This window comes from Pseudomonas sp. LS.1a, from assembly GCF_022533585.1.
Lineage (GTDB): Bacteria > Pseudomonadota > Gammaproteobacteria > Pseudomonadales > Pseudomonadaceae > Aquipseudomonas.
This window is the reverse complement of sequence record NZ_CP092827.1, coordinates 2,256,358-2,277,996: the sequence shown is the minus strand read 5'-3', so window position 1 is coordinate 2,277,996 and position 21,639 is coordinate 2,256,358. Positions and strand designations below refer to the sequence as shown.

16 protein-coding genes are annotated in these 21,639 nt (G+C 58.0%); 13 read left to right on the top strand and 3 right to left on the bottom strand.

Annotated features, from left to right (window positions below; all coding sequences use genetic code 11):
- Positions 1-3: 3 nt before the first annotated feature.
- Genes tssM through vasI form a run of 3 tightly spaced genes read right to left on the bottom strand, consistent with a single transcriptional unit; the run spans position 4 to position 5,689 of the window.
- Positions 4-3,630 (bottom strand): type VI secretion system membrane subunit TssM, encoded by a 3,627-nt coding sequence (gene tssM / locus MKK04_RS10450; protein ID WP_241106555.1) that lies wholly within the window; start codon positions 3,628-3,630, stop codon positions 4-6.
- Positions 3,627-5,093 carry a type VI secretion system protein TssA gene (tssA, locus tag MKK04_RS10445; protein WP_241106554.1) on the bottom strand — a complete coding sequence of 489 codons (1,467 nt, stop codon included), beginning with the start codon at positions 5,091-5,093 and terminating at the stop codon, positions 3,627-3,629. Before tssA ends, tssM begins: the two co-directional genes overlap by 4 nt.
- Complete coding sequence (gene vasI, locus MKK04_RS10440; RefSeq protein WP_233688270.1) at positions 5,081-5,689, bottom strand: type VI secretion system-associated protein VasI; 609 nt, start codon at positions 5,687-5,689, stop codon at positions 5,081-5,083. The genes tssA and vasI overlap by 13 nt, the downstream gene beginning before the upstream one ends.
- 351 nt (positions 5,690-6,040) lie before the next feature.
- Here vasI and tssB point away from each other — a divergent pair, with 351 nt between their 5' ends.
- The 13 genes from tssB to MKK04_RS10375 all read left to right on the top strand — a co-directional run bounded on the left by tssB (position 6,041) and on the right by MKK04_RS10375 (position 21,639).
- Positions 6,041-6,544 (top strand): type VI secretion system contractile sheath small subunit, encoded by a 504-nt coding sequence (tssB, locus tag MKK04_RS10435; RefSeq protein WP_241106553.1) that lies wholly within the window; start codon positions 6,041-6,043, stop codon positions 6,542-6,544.
- Positions 6,545-6,561: 17 nt separating this feature from the next.
- The gene (tssC, locus tag MKK04_RS10430; RefSeq protein ID WP_233688261.1) at positions 6,562-8,052 is read left to right on the top strand and encodes a type VI secretion system contractile sheath large subunit; all 1,491 of its coding nucleotides are present in this window, start codon (positions 6,562-6,564) and stop codon (positions 8,050-8,052) included.
- On the top strand, positions 8,049-8,459 hold the full coding sequence (tssE, locus tag MKK04_RS10425) for a type VI secretion system baseplate subunit TssE (RefSeq protein ID WP_241106552.1): 411 nt from the start codon (positions 8,049-8,051) through the stop codon (positions 8,457-8,459). Before tssC ends, tssE begins: the two co-directional genes overlap by 4 nt.
- Before the next feature lie 3 nt (positions 8,460-8,462).
- Entirely contained in the window at positions 8,463-10,229 is a 1,767-nt protein-coding gene (gene tssF, locus MKK04_RS10420; RefSeq protein WP_241106551.1) for a type VI secretion system baseplate subunit TssF, read from the top strand.
- The gene (tssG, locus tag MKK04_RS10415) at positions 10,193-11,209 is read left to right on the top strand and encodes a type VI secretion system baseplate subunit TssG (RefSeq protein WP_233688264.1); all 1,017 of its coding nucleotides are present in this window, start codon (positions 10,193-10,195) and stop codon (positions 11,207-11,209) included. The genes tssF and tssG overlap by 37 nt, the downstream gene beginning before the upstream one ends.
- The gene (locus MKK04_RS10410) at positions 11,206-11,769 is read left to right on the top strand and encodes an FHA domain-containing protein (RefSeq protein ID WP_233688265.1); all 564 of its coding nucleotides are present in this window, start codon (positions 11,206-11,208) and stop codon (positions 11,767-11,769) included. Before tssG ends, MKK04_RS10410 begins: the two co-directional genes overlap by 4 nt.
- Positions 11,766-12,560: a type VI secretion system lipoprotein TssJ gene (tssJ, locus tag MKK04_RS10405; protein ID WP_207830491.1), complete on the top strand. Its 795-nt coding sequence runs from the start codon at positions 11,766-11,768 to the stop codon at positions 12,558-12,560. Before MKK04_RS10410 ends, tssJ begins: the two co-directional genes overlap by 4 nt.
- 52 nt (positions 12,561-12,612) lie before the next feature.
- Positions 12,613-13,950, top strand: coding sequence for a type VI secretion system baseplate subunit TssK (gene tssK / locus MKK04_RS10400; RefSeq protein ID WP_207830495.1), 1,338 nt, complete (start codon positions 12,613-12,615; stop codon positions 13,948-13,950).
- Position 13,951: 1 nt separating this feature from the next.
- Complete coding sequence (gene icmH, locus MKK04_RS10395; RefSeq protein ID WP_207830499.1) at positions 13,952-14,827, top strand: type IVB secretion system protein IcmH/DotU; 876 nt, start codon at positions 13,952-13,954, stop codon at positions 14,825-14,827.
- A gap of 130 nt (positions 14,828-14,957) precedes the next feature.
- The gene (locus MKK04_RS10390) at positions 14,958-15,467 is read left to right on the top strand and encodes an Hcp family type VI secretion system effector (RefSeq protein WP_087500852.1); all 510 of its coding nucleotides are present in this window, start codon (positions 14,958-14,960) and stop codon (positions 15,465-15,467) included.
- A 91-nt stretch (positions 15,468-15,558) separates the two neighbouring features.
- Entirely contained in the window at positions 15,559-17,727 is a 2,169-nt protein-coding gene (locus MKK04_RS10385; RefSeq protein WP_241106550.1) for a type VI secretion system Vgr family protein, read from the top strand.
- A complete protein-coding gene (locus MKK04_RS10380) occupies positions 17,724-18,656 on the top strand; it encodes a DUF4123 domain-containing protein (protein ID WP_207830507.1) in 933 nt (310 codons plus the stop codon). Before MKK04_RS10385 ends, MKK04_RS10380 begins: the two co-directional genes overlap by 4 nt.
- Complete coding sequence (locus tag MKK04_RS10375; protein ID WP_241106549.1) at positions 18,649-21,639, top strand: T6SS effector BTH_I2691 family protein; 2,991 nt, start codon at positions 18,649-18,651, stop codon at positions 21,637-21,639. Before MKK04_RS10380 ends, MKK04_RS10375 begins: the two co-directional genes overlap by 8 nt.

Sequence of the window (21,639 nt, the reverse complement as noted above, 5' to 3'; positions counted from 1 at the left end):
TCTTCATAACAGCGCCTCATCCGACTGCCTCCCCTGCGCCACCTTGGGTGGCTGTTGCAACAAACCTCGTGGCAATCGGAAGCCCTTGAAAGGCTCCTGGGTAATCGGGTTAAAGGCTTTCTCGGCATTCAACCGGTAGCGCATCACCCCGTCACCCGCTCTGAAGCTCAAATCCACACTGGTTGCCGTCCTCCCATTGAGCGAGCCACGGCTGAGCAGGCGGAACATCGACCAAGGGCCGCGGTACTCCAGGCTGCTGCTATTGCCGTTCTGCCTGAGCAAGGTAAGGTTGCTGCGCACTTGCTGCCCTTGGGTATTGGGCCAGACGATACCGGCGATCTGGCTTGGGCCATGAGTGTAGGAAATCAACTGGCCATCCAGATCCAGCAAGCTGGTGCGTTGATTCGCACTCAGCCCCAACGGCTCAATACTGAACTGCACGCTCAGGTTGCCGCGCTGGTCGAAGAAGGTTTCGCGGATGCGTTCAGCCAGCTCCAACTGCTCGATCACATCATCGCGAATCAGCGACTGATCGTGCTGACCGGACTGCAGGGCTTCGAGGTTTTCCTTCAGGAAGATCTTCAGGTACTGATCATTGAACTGTTGCAGACGCCCCTTTGGCCCGAAGAATGCCTCAAAGTCATCCAGGGAGGCATCGGGCGCCCTCACCACAAAGGGGTAGCGGCCTGCCAGGCGCTGCTGGAAGAAACTGTAAACCTCAGCATCCCAGCGGCGCTCCAACTCGCGCAGCGCTTCAACGTTCAGCACTTGCGCAGTCTGATCCGCCACCTTTCGGACTTGGTGGTTGACGGGTTCCGGCAAGCCCGTCGCCACTCGTTGCAAGGTACTGATCGGGTCGTGCCCTGTCATCGAGAAGCGCTGATGCACGGCTTGCAGAGCGGCCTTGCCTCGGTCCGGGCTGTCCTGCACTGCCTTGGCGTAGTCATGTACGGCCACGATGGCGGCTAGAGTCTCATCGTAGTAGCTCGGTTTTTCACCTGCTGCCTGCAACATGGCACTCAGGCCCGAAAATGCCCGGTGGATGGCCAACGCTTGCTGCATCTCGGGCTTGCTGCTTGCTGGTCGAAGCGCTTCTGCCTCGCTCGGTATATCAAGGCCCACTGGCAATGAAAGCGCAGTGTTGTCCCTCACCGTATCCAGTAGCCGATGCAGCGGAGCAGCGGGCCCGGTCAACTGCTCCAGGATGGCGACACCATGGTCCAGATCACGGAAATCAGCCACCGAAATGGCATTCAAGGCACGCCGCCAGCTGTCAATGTAATCGGTGCTGTACAGGCTGCGCAGGCGTTCTGTCAGCACATCACGGTCGGTGTCCGAGTAATCGAGCTGACCTCGCTCGCCCAACGCCCACTGGTCGATCATCGCCATCTCGGCGAACCGCTGGCTACGCGGTTCAAAGTATTCCTTGAAGCCTCTGGCAGTGAGCATGGGCGCAAGCAAGACACCATCATCACCCAGCCTGGAGCCAGAAGCCTGCTGATAGACCACATCGAATGCTGGCCCCACCTGATGACGCAGGTCCAAGCCTGTATGCAGCTGCTCCTGGGCCTGTTGTTTGAGGCTTGCATAGACCCGCTCCGCCAGCGGCACCTTGCGCAAGGTCTGCTGCACGTCGGCGACACGCTGGCGGTACTGTGGCAGATCGGTATCGGCATAGGCCAAGGCGTATTTCAGATGCTGCATGAGGTTGCGCTGCAGTTGCCCCTGGCCCGGGAAAGCCTGTTGCCACTGGCGGGCCATCCAGTCCTCAACCCATCCTGGCCGGCGGTTCTGGCGATCTTCGAGCATCCGGTACACCCTGAGCGTGGCCATCTGCTGCTCACTGCCTGGGGAAGCCGCGTTCATGGCGTCGATCACGCCACTGGCCAAGGCCGGCAAGAAGCGCTTGGAGAGCAAGCTCAGGTAGGCCTCATCGATCGAGGGGCCAATGGTGCGCCCCTGGTACAGGCCAAATTCAGCAACACCCGGCCAGGCCGCTCGATAATCGCCAAATACCACTACTGCATCACGGATCTGGTCCAGTGGCTCCAGCAAGTTGCGCCCGGTCGGGTCCAGGCGCTGGTCCACCTGGTGACGGCTGTACTCCCGACTCTTGGCAAGCACGCTGGCTGCCTTGGTGCCGTTGATATCGAAATAGCGCTGCCAGGTGGCAATGACGACACAGAACGCCAGGACCCCTACACCGGAACCCATCCATAACAACTGGCGCTTGTTACGTGCCACCCTGACATTGTCGCCAGCGAGGCCGGCCTCCTGGTAGATGACTCTTCGGAAGGCCTGCTGAATGAAGTAGACCAATGACTTGCCTTGCGCCTTGCCTTCACGTAGGGGGAGCTTTGTCTCGTAGGGTTGTGCCGCCTCACGAACGAATGCATTGAGCATGTCGCCTTGCTGCACGACCGACGAAAAATAGACGCCACGTACCAATGCAGGCGTGGTGAACCGATCGCTCGCCAACGTTTCACGCAGGAAACCCAGCAATATCGGGCGCAGGCCAACCAGTTGCGCATGCAAGGAGAACAGCCGCGCCCGGAGCGGTGCACTGCCCAGACCGTCAAGTTGGTCAAATACCTGCTCGAACAGCCCCCTGACCAAGCGACCGTAGTATTCATCGTATTCGTCCAACCAGGCGTCGAACGAATCGACCGCATCCAGTTTGAACGTGAACCCCAGCAGTTTCTCCCGCCGGGAGACCGAGAGCTTGCTATAGAGCTGGTCGAAGCCATCCAGCAGATCGAATTTGGATAGCACCACATACAATGGCAGGCGCGAACCTAGCTGACTACTCACCTCGTACAGACGTGCGCGCAGGAGGTGGGCCAAAGCGATACGTTGCTCGGACGTGCCATGAACCAGTGCCGGCAGGTCGATGACCAGCACTAATCCATTGAGGGCTCTCTGACTTCGATTTTGCAATAGCCATTCCAGCAGGTGGTTCCACAGTTTGGCTGGAGTTCCGGGCGGCAGGGAAGATTCAGGGGTTTTCAAGTGCTCGGATAACGAGCCTGCCGATGCTTCCTGGCGGATGAAAACACCAGGTGGGTCGATAATCACCGCGTCATTGCTGACCCACCAGCCTACCGGGTAGGCAAGCACTTCAACTTGGTGGCCGCGCGCCTGGGCGCGGTCGATGCGGGACAGGGAAAAATTCTGGTCGGTACGCTCAACGAAGCTGCTCTTGCCGGAGTGTTCATCACCCAACACCAGGTACCACGGCAACCGGTACAAGGCTCTGCGCCCGCCGGCACTGTCGAGATATCGCGCAAGCCCCTGGTTCAATGCCTTCTCTTGGGCGTGGACAAGCGGTAACGCGCGATCCAGTTCGACGGCCACCGCCTCCTTGCGTTCCGCTTGCAGCTGACGAAAGCGCATGCTTAATACAATAAGCCCGCAAAGTAGCGGTACCACCACAAGCACCAGGCTCGCCACGATGCGATGAGCCACATCGGCTAGCGGCTGTTGCTCACCCCACGTCCATTGCGGCCCGAGCCACCAGATGGCGATCAGCATCAGCACGGCGCCAAGCCCGAGTAGCAACGGCATCGCCAGGCCAATGCGGGTAACCAGGGGCAAGCCCCAGCGTTTGAGTTGTTTCCATAGTGTATTCATGAGGGCTCCGGATCCTTGTTCTGATCTGCCAATGCTGAAGATGTCGCATAGTGCTGGAGCCCTTGGAAAACCTCGGGTTCCCAGGCAGCAGCAGTGGTTTGCTGCATCGTCCGGGCTACTCCGACGCACAATTCCCGGGCCAACCAGGAAACGCCTCGCGTCGTCAGCAAATCGGCGGCGATGAGCGTGGTGTGGGAGCGTTCACGAGGGGAATGGAGATCTGCTTGCATCCCTTGCAGCCTCAAGAGAACCTGCTCTACACCGATACCCTCCAGCTGAGAGATGAGTTCCTCCCGCAGACTGCGGAACTCTTGAAAGGCAGCGCCTTGGTCAGCCACTCTTTCTCTGCCTTTGAGCCAAGCCAGACATTGGCCATCGACGAACACCGTGCCATCGCTGAAGCACAGTTGCTGTAACGAAGGAAGGCGCTGTACAAACCGCGCGGTCGTGCTACGAATGGCCTCGCTGACCTCGGTCATCGCCAACTGTGACGCTACAGTCGCAGCCAGGAAGCTCCCGCGGATCCAGTAAGGGGCCGCCGTGATGCTTTTCTCGATCCGATGCAGTAACGCAACATCAATCGAAGTGCCAGCTGCAGCATTTTCGTAACCAGCGACAACTTCCGGCGGTACCGCTATCAGTCCCGTGCAGTGCCGCTGTTTGACTGCAGGCGCGGTCTGGATATGGGCCCATAAGCCGAAGCGACGCAGTTGGTAGCCAACCGGGTCGTAGGGATCCTGTTGATTGATGAGCTCGGCCATATTCAACACGGCACGCCGCATTTCGCGCTCGTTGCCAATTGAAGCCCGGGGCACTGGCCTTGCAATGACATCGGCCAGCGACGCTGGCTGGCTGCTTGCAATCGGGGAGATGGGCGCAGCAGCCTCGCCAACACCATTGGCAAGGTCCGTGTGTTCAAGTAACAGCCGCTCCAGCCTGCTCAGAACAGCCGCATCCAGTTGTGCGCCGTCTTGTTGCTGCATCAAACGCGTCAACGCATCCTGTGCGGCCATTCCATGAGCAGGGCTGTACGTGAAACGGTCAAGGCGCGGCAGCGCTTCGATCAAGCGATTAAGCACAAGGCCAACCAGCTTGCGTTTGCCCAGGAAGCCTTTGGGCCCCGGTTTTGGATGAGCGGCTTCCCAATAGCGCTCCACCATCCCGGCAAGTAACGCCAAGGTGACGTTCCAGCGCTCCCAACAACCGCTGCGCAGCCACACGACACTCAGGTGTGCGACGATCCGCAAGTGCTTGCACTGCTGGCCCAGATACTGACAGGACGCCTCTTCGATGTAGCTCCAGTCGATTGAAGCCTCCTGTAGCCCGCCCAGCTTGACCATCTCCTGGTCAATGGCCTGGTAGGTTTCGTCCTCCATATCGAACAGGCCAGCCGGTACTGCCGGATCGATCGGCATAAGCAACCGGGTAAGTTGCTCTTCCCCCCACCCAGTTACCAGCGACATGTGCTACGCGCCTTGCTGATCAATGGGTCCAGCCCCTGGGCATCGAACACAAGGCCATCAACCTCGGGGTTATCACTGAGCAGCCGTATGCGTTCAGCCCCGATCAACTTCTTGATCTGCTCGATGGCTGGCAGGCCTCGCCCCGCATCTAGCACCTGGCCGTTCTCCATCACCTGCCAGGGCCTTGCAACCGTGGATCCACGCATCCCCTGCAACTGCACCTTCACCCATCTCGCGTCCAGGGGCTGGGCGCTGATCAACTGCAGCCTGGAGATGCCCTCCACGCAGCTGATAGCCAGGTACGGGCGTAGGTCAGCCGATGCAATTGCCGGTGCTGATATCACCAGCCCGTGCAACCGCCAATCCCCCTCATCCGTACTTGCGAGGAAGGTCAGGTCATCTGGCCCTCGCGCGGTTTCGTTTGCCATTACTCGTAGCACACTGGGTGCCTCTTGCTCGGGTGCTGACCACTGCCGCTTTGTTACATATGCAGGCGTATTCGCTGCTTCATCAAAGCAAGCCAGACGCTCCACGTTAGACACAATTCTAGGGCAGTCCCGCACTGGGCTCGCCAACACCGGCGGCAGACCAAACATCAACGAGAGAACAATGCCACAGGAATAGCGGGCAATCATCTTGAGTCCACTCTCTTTTTGAAATAGTAAACACATCCCACATGATAAGTCGCACTTTCCTACAAAATCAGCCAACCACACCGAACAAAGTGCAAAACACCAAACCGAACGATATCGACCGGAGCCTAGTACATCACCAAGAGATAACACAAACAAATATTTTCTTACATCTTTTCACTCGACTCCCGCCACACTCAAAGCGCATGGTTTTTATGCACCAACAGACTTAAGCAAGGGCACATGTTTATTATTACACACGAATTTGTAGGACACTTCCTACATATAAGCTGAAACATTCAAGGATATCAGTCAATGAGCAAGTCCTCCGGCTCCGTTGCGCCCCAAGAGCGCATCAACATCAAATACGTACCGGCCACCAGTGGGGAACAAGCCGAAGTAGAGCTACCTCACAAGATGCTTGTTTTGGGCGACTTCGGCCTGGATGACAACCGCGCCCTGGAAGACCGTACGGTCATGCGTATTGACAAACACACCTTCAACAATGTGCTGAGCGATGCCGAGGTGCGCCTGGATATGTCGGTGCCATCCATGCTCGGCGCAGCGCAGGATACGGAACTGGCGGTCAATCTGCAGTTCAAGTCGATCAACGACTTCGGGCCCGATTGCATCGCTCGCCAGGTGCCGGAGCTGAACAAACTGATTCAACTGCGAGAGGCGTTAGTCGCCCTGAAAGGCCCGCTGGGCAACGTGCCAACTTTCCGCAAGCAACTGCAACATCTGTTGAACAACGAGCAAGCCCGCAAACAACTCGCGAAAGAACTCGACCTGGTGCTCGAGGCGCCAAAAGAAGACTGAGACAACGGAGCGTCCCAATGCCAAAGCCAAGCAACACTAGCGTCGCCGCTGAAGCAACTACCGAGACAATGAGCAATACCACCTTGCTCGACCAGATCATGGCAGGAACCAAGTTGGTGCCCGCTCAAGAGGGCTATCAGGTTGCTCGCCAGGGTGTATCTGCGTTCATTGCCAAAATTCTCATGAGCAATGACCCAGATCAACTAATCAACAAGCATCGCGTCGACCAGATGATTGCAGAGCTGGATCGGGTACTCAGCAAACAGATGGATGCCATTCTTCATCAGCCCGAGTTCCAACAGCTTGAATCGTCGTGGCGTAGCCTCAAACTTCTGGTGGACCGCACGGACTTCCGCGAGAACATAAAGCTTGAGGTGTTGCATGTTTGCAAGGAAGACCTGCTCGATGACTTCGAGAACGCGGCCGACATCACCTGCAGTGGCATTTACAAACACGTCTACACCGCAGGTTACGGCCAATTTGGTGGTGAACCAGTTGCAGCTATGGTCGGCAACTACAACTTCGGCCCTTCCTCCCCGGACATCAAGCTACTGAGCTACATGGCCTCTGTCGGTGCCATGTCGCATGCGCCGTTCCTGGCGGCACCTTCTCCGGAGTTCTTCAACCTCAGCAGCTTTGAGGAGTTGCCGAACCTCAAGGAGATCAAGGACATCTTCGCCGGCCCACGGCATGCCAAATGGCGTGCTTTCCGGGAAAGTGAAGATGCCCGTCACACTGCACTGACCGGGCCGCGCTTCATGCTCCGCTCCGCCTACCACCACCAGGAGAAATCGATCGAGAGCTTCAACTACGACGAGGACATCGCCGGCCGGCATGACAACTACTTGTGGGGCAACTCCGCCTTCCTGCTGGCCAGCTGCATCAACGACAGCTTTGCCCGCTACCGCTGGTGCCCGAACATAATCGGCCCGCAGTCAGGCGGCGCTGTCGAAGATCTGCCGGTGCATCTGTACGAATCCCTGGGTCAGATGCAGGCCAAAATCCCTACTGAGGTGCTGATTTCCGACCGAAAAGAGTTCGAACTGGCCGAAGAGGGCTTCATCGCCCTGACCATGCGCAAGGACAGCGACAACGCCGCTTTCTTCTCGGCCAATTCGGTGCAGAAACCGAAGAACTTCCCCAAGACACCCGAAGGCCTGCAGGCCCAGACCAACTACAAGCTCGGCACTCAGTTGCCCTACCTGTTCATCGTCAACCGGCTGGCCCACTACATCAAGGTGCTGCAGCGCGAGCAGATCGGCAGCTGGAAAGAACGGCGCGACCTTGAGTGCGAGCTCAACAAATGGATCAAGCAGTATGTCGCCGATCAGGAGAACCCTTCTGCCGATGTACGCAGCCGCCGGCCGCTACGCGCTGCCAGCGTTGAAGTTTCAGACGTTGCCGGTGATCCAGGCTGGTACCAGGTCTCGCTCGCCGTACGCCCGCACTTCAAATACATGGGTGCGAACTTCGAAATCTCCCTGGTCGGGCGGCTCGACAGGCAATGAGAGGCTTTTTTGATCGCTTGATAGCGGATCAGTCTGCCAATCGGGAGCCATCTCGGCAGGAGAACGCCTCCCACAAGTTCTCCGCCATCAAGCGCCATCTCGAAACACTGCTCAACGCCCGCCAAGGTTGCTCACAGAGCAGCCCTGAGCTGGGCCTGCGCGACTTCAACGGGCACGACACGAGCAGCGGCGATCTGCTTAAGCAAGTGAGCATTGATATTCGCCGCACCATCCAGCGCTTTGAACCACGCATACAGGTGCATGCGCTCAAAGCAGTGCCCGATTGTTACTCCCCGCTGGAGTTGCATTTCAGGCTGGACTGCCAGGTACAGGTCAATGACCACACGGAGCAGTTGCAACTGGAGCTGCTGGTCAACGGGCACAACCGCTATACCCGAGTGAGGTGACCCATGTCACTGAAGGACCGATTCAACGAAGAACTGCGCTACCTGCATGAGTTGGGAAGCGACTTCGCCAAGGACAACCCACAGCTGGCTCGGCTGCTTGGCAACGGCGGTAGCGACCCCGATGTCGAACGCCTGATGGAAGCCTTTGCGTTCCTGACGGCCAAGCTACGACTGAAGCTGGAAGACGACTTGCCAGAACTGACGCACCCTATGCTGCAGTTGCTGTGGCCCAACTACCTTCGGCCGCTGCCCAGCGTAACGATCATCCAGTTCACGCCACGCAAGCAATCGCTCAGCCAGTCACAACAGATCCCCAAGGGTTCAAGGTTGTTCTCAAAACCCGTGGACGGTGTCGCCTGTGAATTTCGCACCTGCACAGCTGTAAACATTCATCCGTTCGAAATCGACGCGGTAGGCGCAACCCAAACCCTCGACAACTCCGTGGTTCACATCGATCTTCAAACCCTGGTGAAGCGGCCGTTGAATACCTTGGGCTGTGCCAGCCTCGATTTCCACCTCAGCGGTGATCACCGCACCGCCCGCACGCTCTATTTATGGATCTCTCAATATCTCGAACATGTCAGCGTAACCATCAATGGCGAGGTTCGCCGATTGCCGGCCAGCAGCATCGCCTTTCCGGGTTTCAACCCTGATGAAGCCCTGCTGCCCTATCCGCAGAACGTCTTCGATGGCTACCGGATCCTGCAGGAGTACTTCATCTTCCCACAGCGCTTTCACTTCTTCGCTGTCAGCGGACTGGAACGCCTGTGGCCCGCAGAACAAAGCGCCAAGGTACGTATCAAGCTGCACTTCACCCGCCAGCTTCCCGACTCGCTGCGTGTCGGCAAAGCAGACTTCAGGCTGTTCTGCACAACTGCAGTCAACCTGTTCAAGCACAGCGCCGAACCTATCGACCTGTCCAGCGACGTTGCTCAGGTCGAGCTGAAGCCTAAAGGCGCAGAGCGCTACGCTTACGAGATCTTCAGCATCGATGAGGTGATCAGTACCCGCACCACGACTGACGGCAGTACCGGCGAACACCTGAGAACCTTCCGCCCATTCGAATCGTTCGCCCATGAAATCGAGCATGTACAAGGGCGCACGGCGTTGTATTACCGCTACCAGCTCGAAGAATCCCTGCGCGGCGATGGCGTCACGCATCGCATCGCTTTCGTGCGCGCCGATGCCAACACCTACATTGGCGAGCTGGAAACGGCGTCCATCGACCTGACCTGCACCAATCGCGACCTGCCACTGGCGTTGGGCATCGATGACATCAACGTGCTCACCGAAATCACGCCACCCCTGGCTACCTACACCAACATCTGCGCCCCCACCCGCCCGTACAGGCCGGTGCTGGATGGCCAGTTGCAGTGGGCCTTGATCTCCAACATGTCGCTCAACTACCTGTCGCTGCTCTCGGTCGACCCACTGAAAGCGGTCATTCGCGCCTATGACTTCGCCGCGTTGCACGACATCCAGCAAACACGCACCACCCGCAAGCGCCTCGATGGCATCCGCGATGTTCACACAACACCCTTGGATTGGCTTATCAAGGGGCAACCCATTCGTGGCCTGCACACCCGGCTGAAGCTGGACCAGGCCGCCTTCCTCTGCGAAGGCGACTTGTACCTGTTCAGTTGCGTGCTCGCGCACTTCTTCGCGCTGTACGCCAGCATCAATTCCTTCCATCAACTGGAAGTAATCAACACCACCAATAACGAGCACTACACATGGCCAATCCAGACCGGCAAACAACCGCTGATCTAGCCGACAAGCTGCTCGCCGAGGCGCACCAGTACAACTTCTTCCAGTTGCTGGAGCGCTTGCACGGCCTGCATGGTGATGACCTTGAACCACGCTGGCCGAGCGAGGCCACCCGGTTACGTGTGCGCCTTGCCAGCGACCCGCGGCTGACCTTCCCCGTTTCGGACGTATACAAAGCCGAACGGATGCCCGGCGAGGAACAGCGCTATCGCGTGTGCGCCACTTTCATGGGTTTGCACGGTACTGACTCGCCTTTGCCCACCTATTACCTGGAACAGGTGGCATACGAGCATGCACAGGGTATTGGTGTGCGGCCGGCTTTCTTCGATTTCTTCAACCACTACCTGCTCAGCCTGCTGCATCGAATCTGGCGTAAATATCGCTACTACATCCGCTTTCAGCCGGGAGCCACCGATGGGTTCTCACAGTACGTCTTTGCGCTGCTTGGTTTGAACGACAAACAGCTGCGAGGGGACACGGCACTGCCCTGGAGTCGGCTGCTCAGTTTTGCCGGTGTCATTGCCAGCCGCAGCCGTGCACCGGGAACCGTGGCCGGCATCATTGCCCACTGTTTCGACCTCAAGCATGTGCAGATCCGCGAGTTCGAAACCCGCTCGGTCCCCACTACTGCCAAACAGCTTGTTAGCCTCGGGCGCAGCAATGGCGAGCTGGGCAGCACGTTCATGGTCGGCAGCCGCACGCGCACGCGGAGCAGCAAGTTCACCATCGTGATCAGCGAACTGGAACAAACGCAATTGCGCGACTTGCTCCCCAGCGGCATCAACTTCGGCCGCTTGCGCGCGCTAATCGACTTTTTACTGCGTGATGGCTTGGCCTACGACCTGGAACTGCGCCTGAAGCAAAACGCGCTGTCATCTTTCTGTCTGCACCGCAGCCGAGGCGCCTATCTGGGCTGGACCAGCTTTGTCGATGACCGCCACGGCCAGATCAGCCCCGTCGTCCGGTTCCGGGGGCGCTCATGAATACATTGACCTTGAACATTACCAATCTCGATCAATTGCAGCACACCGTCACCGCGCGGTATCGGTTCGATTGCACGGGCGGCACCATCGGCAGCAAGGCAGCCACCTGGCTGATCAATGACCGTGACCAGACCGTTGCACCAATTCACTGCGAAATCCGCTGGATCGAGGGCAGCTTCTGTGTGATCGATCACTGCAATCGCACCTATCTGAACGACAGCATCGTCAGCCTGGGAGAGATAACTGCGAGACGGCTTCTTGAGGGTGATCAGCTTCATGTCGGCGCTTATCGGCTGTTGGTTCAGTACTCACAAACCGATGCGCGCTCGCTTGAGGATCTGTTCAACCCTGGCCATAGGGTACTCGACCAGCTGATCGCCGAAATGCCGACCGAGACTTGGCAACCAAAGCCTCCAACTGCCCGGGCTACCACTGAGATCTGCTCGGTCTTCGAGCTGGACGTGGGGAATGATCCCTTGGCGGCATTGGATGCAGTGACAGTAAAGGGGTTATCGCACGAAACCCCACTGCAACGCCTGATTGCAGGAGGACACTCATGACGCGACATCCGCTCGCAGTCACCCTGTTGACCATGTTGATCGGGCTGTCAGGCTGCACTTCCCTGAGCAGAGTGAGCCAAGTGGTCATGGACCCTTCGCTGCCCATTGGACCGCCCAAGGATCACCCAACCGAGGTCGCGTTCAGCATCAATGCCAGCCCTACCCTCAATGTCAACCCGAACAGCCTGGATATCGCAACTGAACATGTAAGCGTCCTGGAGCCTAGCCCCTACGCCGTGAGCCTGAGTGCAGGAGACCCCTACGCACTGACCGAAAAAGTAGGAACGTTGTTCGAATATCTCCAGGAGCAATTTCCCGCTGTATCGCCGGTCGTCATGGACGAGGACGAAAGCAATGACCTGGCTTATTCGCCACTGGAGGAAAGCACACCCGGTAGTTACGACGACCCGACAGTGGTGCTTACCTTGCCGCGCACTACAACCCTGCCCACAGAGCCGGTCGCTACGCCCATTGCCATCAAGATCCTGCAGTTAAGCGACGACTCTCTGCTACGCAACAGCGTGTATCAACTGCTGGACAAGGACCCGGCCAAGGTTCTGCGCAGCACCTACATTCGTGATGATGATTACCTGCTGCGCCCTGGCCAGTTCAAGTTCATCCCCTTTGCGCCCATCGAGCCCGAGACCCGCTTCGTAGCGGTAATTGGCGACTACCGAAGCCAGGAAAACGCAACCTGGCGCCAAGTGCTGCGCATTCCTCCACGCGGACACCAGATCATTCTGTCGGTGTTGGTCAACGACACGCAGATCCTGCTCAAGGAAGAAGACTGATGGCGCTACCTGTCCTGTCCTTTTCGCTTACTCACGCTGACATGGAGCGCACATGAGTTCACGTAATCCCGTCCTTTGGCCTGAGGGCCTGTTCGTCAAACCACAGCATTTCCAGCAGGCGGCCCGGGCTAGCGAAGCAGCCTTGCACCAACGCCTTGGTAGCCTAAATGCAGCCTTTTACGGTTTCAGCGAACTTCAGCTTAATGACGAGTACCTCACCCTGGGCAAAATCGCCATTACCCGGGCCCGGGGTATCATGCCAGACGGCACGGTGTTCGATATCCCCGCGGATCTTCCACCACCACCGCCGCTGGAAATCGAAGATGACGCTTCGAAGGACAGCGAAGTGTATCTATGCCTGCCCCTGCGCACCGATGGTGGCCGTGAAGTGAGCTGGCCAGACAATACCGTCGACTCCCGTTACATCGCCCAGGCACAGGAAATCAAGGATACCCATAGCGCTGACGGCGACCTGGTGCAGGTCGACCTGGCCGTCCCCAACCTGCAGCTCAAACGCAAGGCCGAAGACAGCAACGCCTACACCCGCCTGGCCTTGGCACGCATTCTGGAGCGCCGTCCCGATGGCAGCCTGCAGCTGGATGAAGCGTTCTACCCCACCTGCGTGGCAGTGCGGGCAATACCGGCGCTGCAACGTTTTCTTGAAGAAATTACCAACACCATGCGCGAACGGGGGCGCAACCTCGCAGCACGCATTGGCGGAGCAGGCCAGTCTGGCATCGCCGATATTCGCGACTTCAATCTGCTGCAAGCCATGAACCGCTGGTGGCCCTGCTTCCAGCACCTGGCCAGGCAAGCCCAGACACACCCCGAACAGCTCTACCTGAGCATGAGCCAGGCCTGTGGCGAATTCGTGACCTTTACCGATGAAAATCGGCTGCCACAGGAATACCCCGCCTATCACCACACAGCACTGCGCACCTCGTTCAAGCCGCTGGAAGACACGTTACGCCGAGCACTAGGTACTGTCCTGCAACCGCGCGCCGTGTCGTTAGCACTGAAGACACTGGACTATGGCGTGATGACGACCACGCTGGAGGATCGCCGGCTGATCGATGAGGCTGACTTCATCCTTGCGGTGCGCGCCCACCTGCCCCCTCAGGTGTTGCGCCAGATGTTCGTGCAGAAAGTCAAAGTCACTTCACTCGAATCACTGAACGAGCTGGTGCCATTGCAACTACCAGGTATCCCGTTGACCCCATTACCGGTGGCGCCTCGCGACCTGCCTTTCCATGCAGGCTTCAACTATTTCGAACTGGATCGGCGTGACCCGGCGTGGGCACGCATGAAGACCGCGAGCGGCTTCGGTATCCACATTGCGGGGGACTTCCCCGGCCTTGAACTGCAATTTTGGGCAATCAGGAGTGAATGAGATGGAAGAGAAAAGCAATGCCCCCATCGAAACCACAAATGTCGAAGGCACACGGCTGTACTCGAGGCTCAAGACGCCATTGCCCAGTAACCCACCCACCTCGACAACGTCTGAAGCCGACGAGCAGAAGCCAAAGTCAGAGCCAGAGCCCGTTCATGAAGGCTACCCGGCTGATCCAGACTTCCAGCTACGTGGCGGCTACGACAATCTGATGCTGGATGCAGCTGCACCGCTGTTCGGCCTGGTCATACGCCTGCGCACACTGGATGAATTGCCAAACATCAAAGATGTACACCAGAAAGTGCGCAAGCAGATCGAGAACATCCAGGAAGAAATGCGCCAACACGGCTACGAGCCCGCCCAAACGCTGGCGTATTCGTACGCTCTGTGTCTGTACATCGATGAAGCGGTGATGGAACGGCCCTGGGGCAAGAACAGCTGCTGGAGCCAGGAACCACTGCTCAGCATCTTCCACGACGAAACCTGGGGCGGGGAGAAATTTTTTACGGTGCTGTCCCGCCTGATGCAGGAGCCCGCTCGCTACCAGGACGTACTGGAGTTCATGTACTTCGCGTTGTGCCTTGGCCTGAGGGGCAAGTACGCCATTGCGCCAAAGGGCGAAGAAACGCTGAACGCACTCATCCACCAACTTCACGGGATGCTACGTGAATTGCGTGGGCCTACCCCGGAAGAAGTATGTGACCCCTACACCCATGTGGCTCCGCGCAACTTTCGTATGAACCGGCAATTTCCGTGGTGGAGCCCTTTGGTGATTTCCGTCCTTGCCATGGCCGTGGCCTATGGAATCTATAGCTATCGCCTGCACCTGATTACTACCGAGGTGCTGGAATCACTCAACGGAATTTTACAGCAGTAAATAGCTGAAATTCGAAACCCCTGACTTCAACGATATGGCGAGGCTCCGCCTCGTTAACAAGTCCATCGTTTCCGATGGCCACGCCTTTATAAATATTGGCGTGTACACCTACTGAAATTGGGAGCACATCATGGCATCACCAGCTTATTTAAAAATCAACGGCAAGGTACAAGGCAACATCAGTGAGGGCGCCAGCACTTCCGAGTCGATTGGTAATATTTATCAATCGGAGTTCGCCGATGAGATCATGGTGCAAAAAATCGAGCACGAGATAAACACCCCAATCGACCCACAGAACGGCCAGCCCTCGGGAAAGCGCGTCCATGGCCCTTACAAAGTCACCTTCACAACCAACAAATCAAAGCCCTTGCTGCTGGAATCGATCTGCAAGGCCGAGTTGCTCCCAGAAGTTGTAATCACGCAATACAGAGCAACCAGCGAAGATCCAAATGAGCTGTATTACAGAACCACACTTACGGACGCGACCATCATCAAACTGAGAACCGAGCAGCCCCACGCACAAGAAGACACACCGACGCCCCGACACCAAGAGGTTGAAGTCTGGTTCTCCTACCGGAAAATCACTGAATGCCATGAGGTCTGCGGTACCGAAGGATCCGATGACTGGCAAAAGACTTGAAACACCAACACTCCACTGAGGCATTGAGTGTTCCGGGCAGATTTGCTGCCTGGACACCCTCAAACTATCAGACGGCAGATAAGGAATTCTTATGCCTAGCCAATCTGGACTGCATTACAGCTTTCGACCTCTCGCTAGCCGATTAGAGTTCGAGGTGGTTTCCTTTACCCTCAAGGAAGGTATTAGCACTAATTTCCAATTAGAGCTTGAATTGATCAGCCATGAAAACGATTTAGACTTCGGTCAATTGCTCGACAAACCTGCACTGTTCACCATCTCCCGTGCAAACTGCCCTTTGCGACATGTCCATGGTCTGATCAGCAGGTTCAACCAAGGCGATAGTGGCCCTCATCGCACACGCTATAGCGCGGTAGTCGAACCGCAACTGGCGCGCGCCAACCTGCGCTCGAACTGGCGTATTTTCCAACACAAGACCGTTCCGCAAATTCTTGAATTGATGCTCAAGCGCCAAGGCATCGCACAGTACGAACTGCGGGCAAGCATGGACCACCAGATTCGCGAATTCTGCGTTCAGGCCGGCGAGACAGACCTTGAGTTCATCGCTCGCCTGGCTGCTGAAGAAGGCTTCGTCTACCGCTTCGAGCACAGTGAAAAACTTCACAAACTGATCATCACTGACCGGCTGCAATCGCTTGGCCTGATCAGCCATGGGGTCAAAAAGGCCAAGGATGAAGACGAGAGCTTTCTCGAAGTGGATGGACTGCTCGATCCCAATACAGTCCTCTATCAAGCCAATAGCGGTGGTGCCCAGGCGAAACCCTGCCTGCGGCGCTTGCGCTACAGCGAACAGGTGCGCACGGCACGTCAGGTTCAGCGCGACTACACCTTCACCAACCCGGCCTATCGCCAGGAACACAGAGCCACCGGCCCCTTCCTGGAACATCAATCCAGCGAGTACGAATGCTTCGATTACCCTGGCCGCTACAAGCGCGATGCCGTAGGCAAACCGTTCACTGAAAACCGCATTACCGCACTGCGACACGATGTACGTGTTGCCGAAGTCGGGGGTGATGATGTACGCCTGCAGCCCGGCCTCGGTTTTACACTTGCGGGCCACCCCCGCGCTGACTTCAACGTGCATTGGCGAGTAACTGCGGTCACTCATGAAGGTAGCCAGTTCACCAGCCTGCAAGAAGAAGCCGCCGGCGTCGACCAAAGCACACGCTACGAGCAAATCGCACAGCTCGTCCCCGGCAGAACGGAGTGGCGCCCTGCTCCGCTGGATAAACCTCGCGTCGATGGGCCGCACATGGCGACCGTCGTGGGCCCGCGCGGTGAAGAGATCTATTGCGATGAATGGGGCAGAGTCAAGGTCAGCTTCCCTTGGGACCGTGAAAGCCAGGACAACGAATTCAGCTCCTGCTGGGTGCGGGTATCCCAAGGCTGGGCCGGTGGCAGTTGGGGCTCGATGGCCATTCCACGTATTGGTCAGGACGTGATCATCCAGTACGTCAATGGCGACCCCGACCAGCCAATGATCACCGGGCGCACCTACTGCGGTAATCAGTTGCCGCCCTACGACCTGCCCCGACACAAAACACGCATGACGATCAAAAGCCAGACGCATAAGGGCGATGGCTTCAACGAACTTCGTTTTGAAGATGAACTGGGCCAGGAAGAGGTCTTCATCCACGCACAGAAAGACCAGAACATTGTGGTCAAGCACGATGAGACGACACAGGTCGGCAACGACCGAAAGGAACAGGTCAATAACGACGAATCGATTCTGATTGGCCGTGACCGCACTGAAACGGTTGGCAATGATGAGCGCGTCACCATTGGGCATGACGCTGCTCTCGACATCGGTCGAAACCAGACAATCAAGATAGCCAAGGATCGTATTGAAGCCATCGGCAATCACCGCCACGACCAGATCGCAGCCAATCACCACACCAGTATCGGCGGCAACCTCGAGCAGCGGGTCGAGGGGCATGCCGAACTTGAAGCCCGGGGCGAAATCCGCAGGCGTACCCGCCGCTATGAGCTTCGCACAGCAGAAGCCGTGATCATCCAGGGCCCTGGGGGCTCCATTCAGATCGATGAGACAGGCATCACCCTGGACAGCCCGACAATACGCATCAACGGCCAGATGCTGAAATCGGCAGATGGGGCAACCAACCTGTTTTCCATCAGCGGTGCGCCGGTCAATGGCAACCCGCTGGATCGTCAGTGCGGGCGCCGCCCCGATGGTTCCTGCCCGTTGCCCGACTGCCGCTGCACCAGAGGGCCAGGTCGATGAAAACAGCGCCCTCAAACACGCTGCCAAGCGTGCATTTCGGGAGCAATGCGCGCTTTCTGTTGCTCATGACCATTGTGCTCGAGCACTCGGCCTACCGGCCAATATCCCAGATACTCCCGAATGGCGAGCTGGTCCCGGCCTATGCCCCTTCGGTACTTGAACTTATCAATGAAGTCAGCCGCAACACCCAGCATGCGTGGCTGTGGCGGGGTAGTGCTGTGGATGACCGCCATGACTTTGGGCCGTTGCTGGTAAACGTGTCAGACGCGCCCGAACTGCTTGCCCATGCCATATCTACCTGGATGCCCATTGGCGGTGCCATCGCGCTGAATGCCGATATTGGCTTTACCGAGCTGGTAGACCATTTCTCCAGCCTTGTACAGATCTCGCTTCCGGGTCAGGGGCTGGCCACTTTCCAGTTCAGGCCAGACCACCTTGCAGCCTGGCTGGATGCGCTGGATGACGACCATCGGACTACCTGGCTTGGGCCTGTGTGTTCGCTGGCCTGGCGAATCAACTGGGGGCCGGCTCACGAGTGGAAAACACTTGAACGCAGCCCGACCACTGCCCGTTCTTTTGCGCAAGCCCCACTCTCCCTGCGCAAGCTTGAACTTGAGCGGCTGCAAGCAGGCATGCATGAACACTTCGTGCTCACGTTGGCACACGAGGTGTTAGCCCTGCCACAACACGACCTCCACACACTGGCCGACATCAGGCACTGGATTGAAAGCCTGCTGCCGCAACTGAAAGCCCTCAACTTTCGTGACGAGGAAGTCGCCGGGCAGTTCATCAGGCTGATTGCCAGGCACATGTGGCTCATGAGCAACGATGAGGCAGGGAAGATCTACACCAACCTCGAGGAGTCACCCCAGAGCCGCCTTCGCGAACTGCACGCATTGATCGAGAGCAAGGAGCCCGTCCATGAATGACGCCAGTGTCAGCAGCGCCACCTCCGGCCCTGCCTGTAGCGCACGCATTCCCATCCTGCCGGTGCGCTATGCCATCGTGCCACGCACCGGCGATATGCCCGCCTGCCGCTATGCCGATGCAGGCTTCAACCTCGAACAAGGCTTCGGGCCACTGCAACACTCCGCCTACACCCTGCGCGCGCTGCGCCCGGGCTATGTCTACGTGTTCATGCAAGGCACCCTGGGCCAGAAACTGGTCATTCACGAGTACGTCGGCGCGGGCCTTTACAAGGAACTGCGCTACCGTGGGCTGGACGACTACCACCGGCGTGATCGCTACCTGTCCAGCCGCACCCTGGGCTGGGTGTGGGCCGATACCTGCCCCGATACCGCCAGGGAAGTGTGGATCGGCTACAGTCCGCACCTGTGGACCAACGCCATGACCGCCCGCATCACCAGTTCAGCCGCCTTGCGCCAACGGCACATGCGCCAGCTGGACATGGCCGAACTGGTAGCCGGCAACCAGGTACCCTCAACCCAACGCCATGTCTTGCCGGTCAGTGCCCTGCAAACCTGGGTCGAAGACTTCAAGCCCACCGAGCGGCGCATGCCCCTGACCTGGAGCAGCGACCCGATCACCGAAACCTTGCCCATCGGCAACCTCGTTGCCATCGGCCGGCACTACCCCTACACCCAGCCGAAAGTACCGGTAGTGGTGGCGCTCACCGATGCCGAAGGCATGGCCCTGGACCTGAGCCTGACGGTGTCGGCCTACCAGCATCAACTGCGCGACCTGATGCCCGCCGAACAGCTGGAGCACATGAAGCCGGCACAAGGGCCCGAGCAGGAACGCGTACCGGCGTGCTACAAACTGGATGCCGAACAGCTGAGCGTGCAAAGCCACGATTTCCACCACCGCAACCTGGTGGCCATGCTGCTGAACAAGACGCTGGAAAGCCTGTACCCGGCGGATGCCCCTTCACCGGAACTGGCCGAGTTCCGGCTTGGCACCGAGCGCCGCGGCCCCGCCCTGTCGCCGTCCGAGTCACGTTTTCAGGCCCTCACCCACGAAGACTACTCACCCAACGGCGCCCGCCTGGCACAGCGCCTCGACCTCGCCAAGTACCGGCACTTCCTCACCGAGCGCGATGAACTGGAACGCCGGATCATCGCGTTGCGCAACCAGGCCTTGCAGGCCAGCCACGACCATGACGCCTGGCTCGGGACCGCCGAACCCGAGCATGTCGATAACCCCTACAGCCTGGCTGCGGCCCTGGCCTGCTACGACCGCGACGAAATCACTTCCGCCCGCGGCCTGGAAATATCCTTGGCGCTGCTGATTCAGTCGATGGGCCAGCCAGCGCCCGGCACTGAAGAACTGGACCCGCGACTCAAACGTCTCGAACAGTGGCTGGACCAGCACGACAGCCCGCTGTACACCGCCCTGGCGCCATTCAACCCGTTCAAGGACAAGGCGGATTCGATCGGCAGCCTGTTCGGCGCCAGCGACAACGTGATCGAAGGGTTGGCCGGTCGCTTTCCGGCCATGGCCGACATCACCGACCTTACCGCCCAGTCGGTCACCACCGTGGTGCTCAAGCGCCTGCGTGGGCAGACCCGCTGGGATGCCAGTCATGGCCTGCGTCGGCAAGTGTTGTTGGCGGCGAGCGAGGCCAATGCCGAGAAAGCGCTGGGACTGCTGGCAGCGCGTTACCAGATCACAGAGCAGGCTATTCGGGACAATCCTTTCAGTCAGGAGGTGGAGAAGTACCTGAAGAACGGCATGGCGCAAGTTGAAGAGATGAAAGAGCTACGCATCTCGGGAAGCCGGACGGTGTCAATCGAACTGACCACCACCGCGCGAGCTAAACCCAACTTTCTCGGGTTACTCACGACGGGCGGTGGCGGTGGATTGAATGCGGGAATGCTGTGGTTCAACGTGATTTCGCTCAAGACCACCTACCACAGCCTGCAGCAGAGCGATGCACCGGAATACACCATGGGGTTCGCTTCATCGATTTTCGGGGTGATTGGTGCGGCATCGGCGACATTAGTCAGCGTGCGGGCAACGCAGAAAGCAGTGATGCTCAGGCTAAGTTCAACCGCCTCTGGGATGGCCTTTGGAAATGGGATTATAAAATTCTTAAGCAGTAATCTCTATGCGCGTTTGACAGGATACCCAGCGATAGCATTTAGCCTGTTCTCTGATTTCGCCAAGGCGTGGCGCCAGAACGAGAACGGAAACCAAGGTGCCGCTGCATACACGCTGACAGGTGGAATAACCATGGCACTTGGATCTGCTGTCGTCCTTGAGGCTGGACTTGCAATTGCTGGCGTTACAACGCTAGTGCCCTTTGCCGGATGGGCCGCAGCTGCGCTGGTACTTGTAGGAACCGTAATCATTGCAGGAGGCCTCTACCTTCACGCGAAGGCACATGAACGTCTTCACAGCCCAATTGAGCTTTGGGCAGCGCGTAGCATCTTCGGCAATCGCATTAACGATGGAGAAGTCCGCGCTGAGCTCTCCTTGGACCATGATGAGAAACTACTTGCATTCCCCACAGTGCACGCAGAAATCAAAGCTTGGCACGATGAGCACTATGGGCCAAAACTACTGTCAGCTGAACAGGCCTTATCACTCGGTGTAAGCAAAGTCGATACCCTATGGCACGATAACAATCACTGGTCACCGCCGAACTGGACAGCTATCACTCATAACGAAGTGGCCACATCTCAACCGACCGTTGAGTTCGCAGTACTTCTACCGGGTTTCGTGATCGGGACAAGCCAGTGGTCAGGAAGTTTAAGCGCCTTCCGTGAGGGCCTAGCAATGGACGTATTTCCAATCGCCCCAACCGGTCAAATTGTCGGCGCCGGGTTGGTTCTACATTTCGAAAAAACGTTACACAACCAAAGCCACCTCTCACTGCATCTATCCTACAGCGCCAACCAAGGGCTAGACGAAGACAATGAGATCCATTCAACTTTCCGTCTTGAGCGCTGA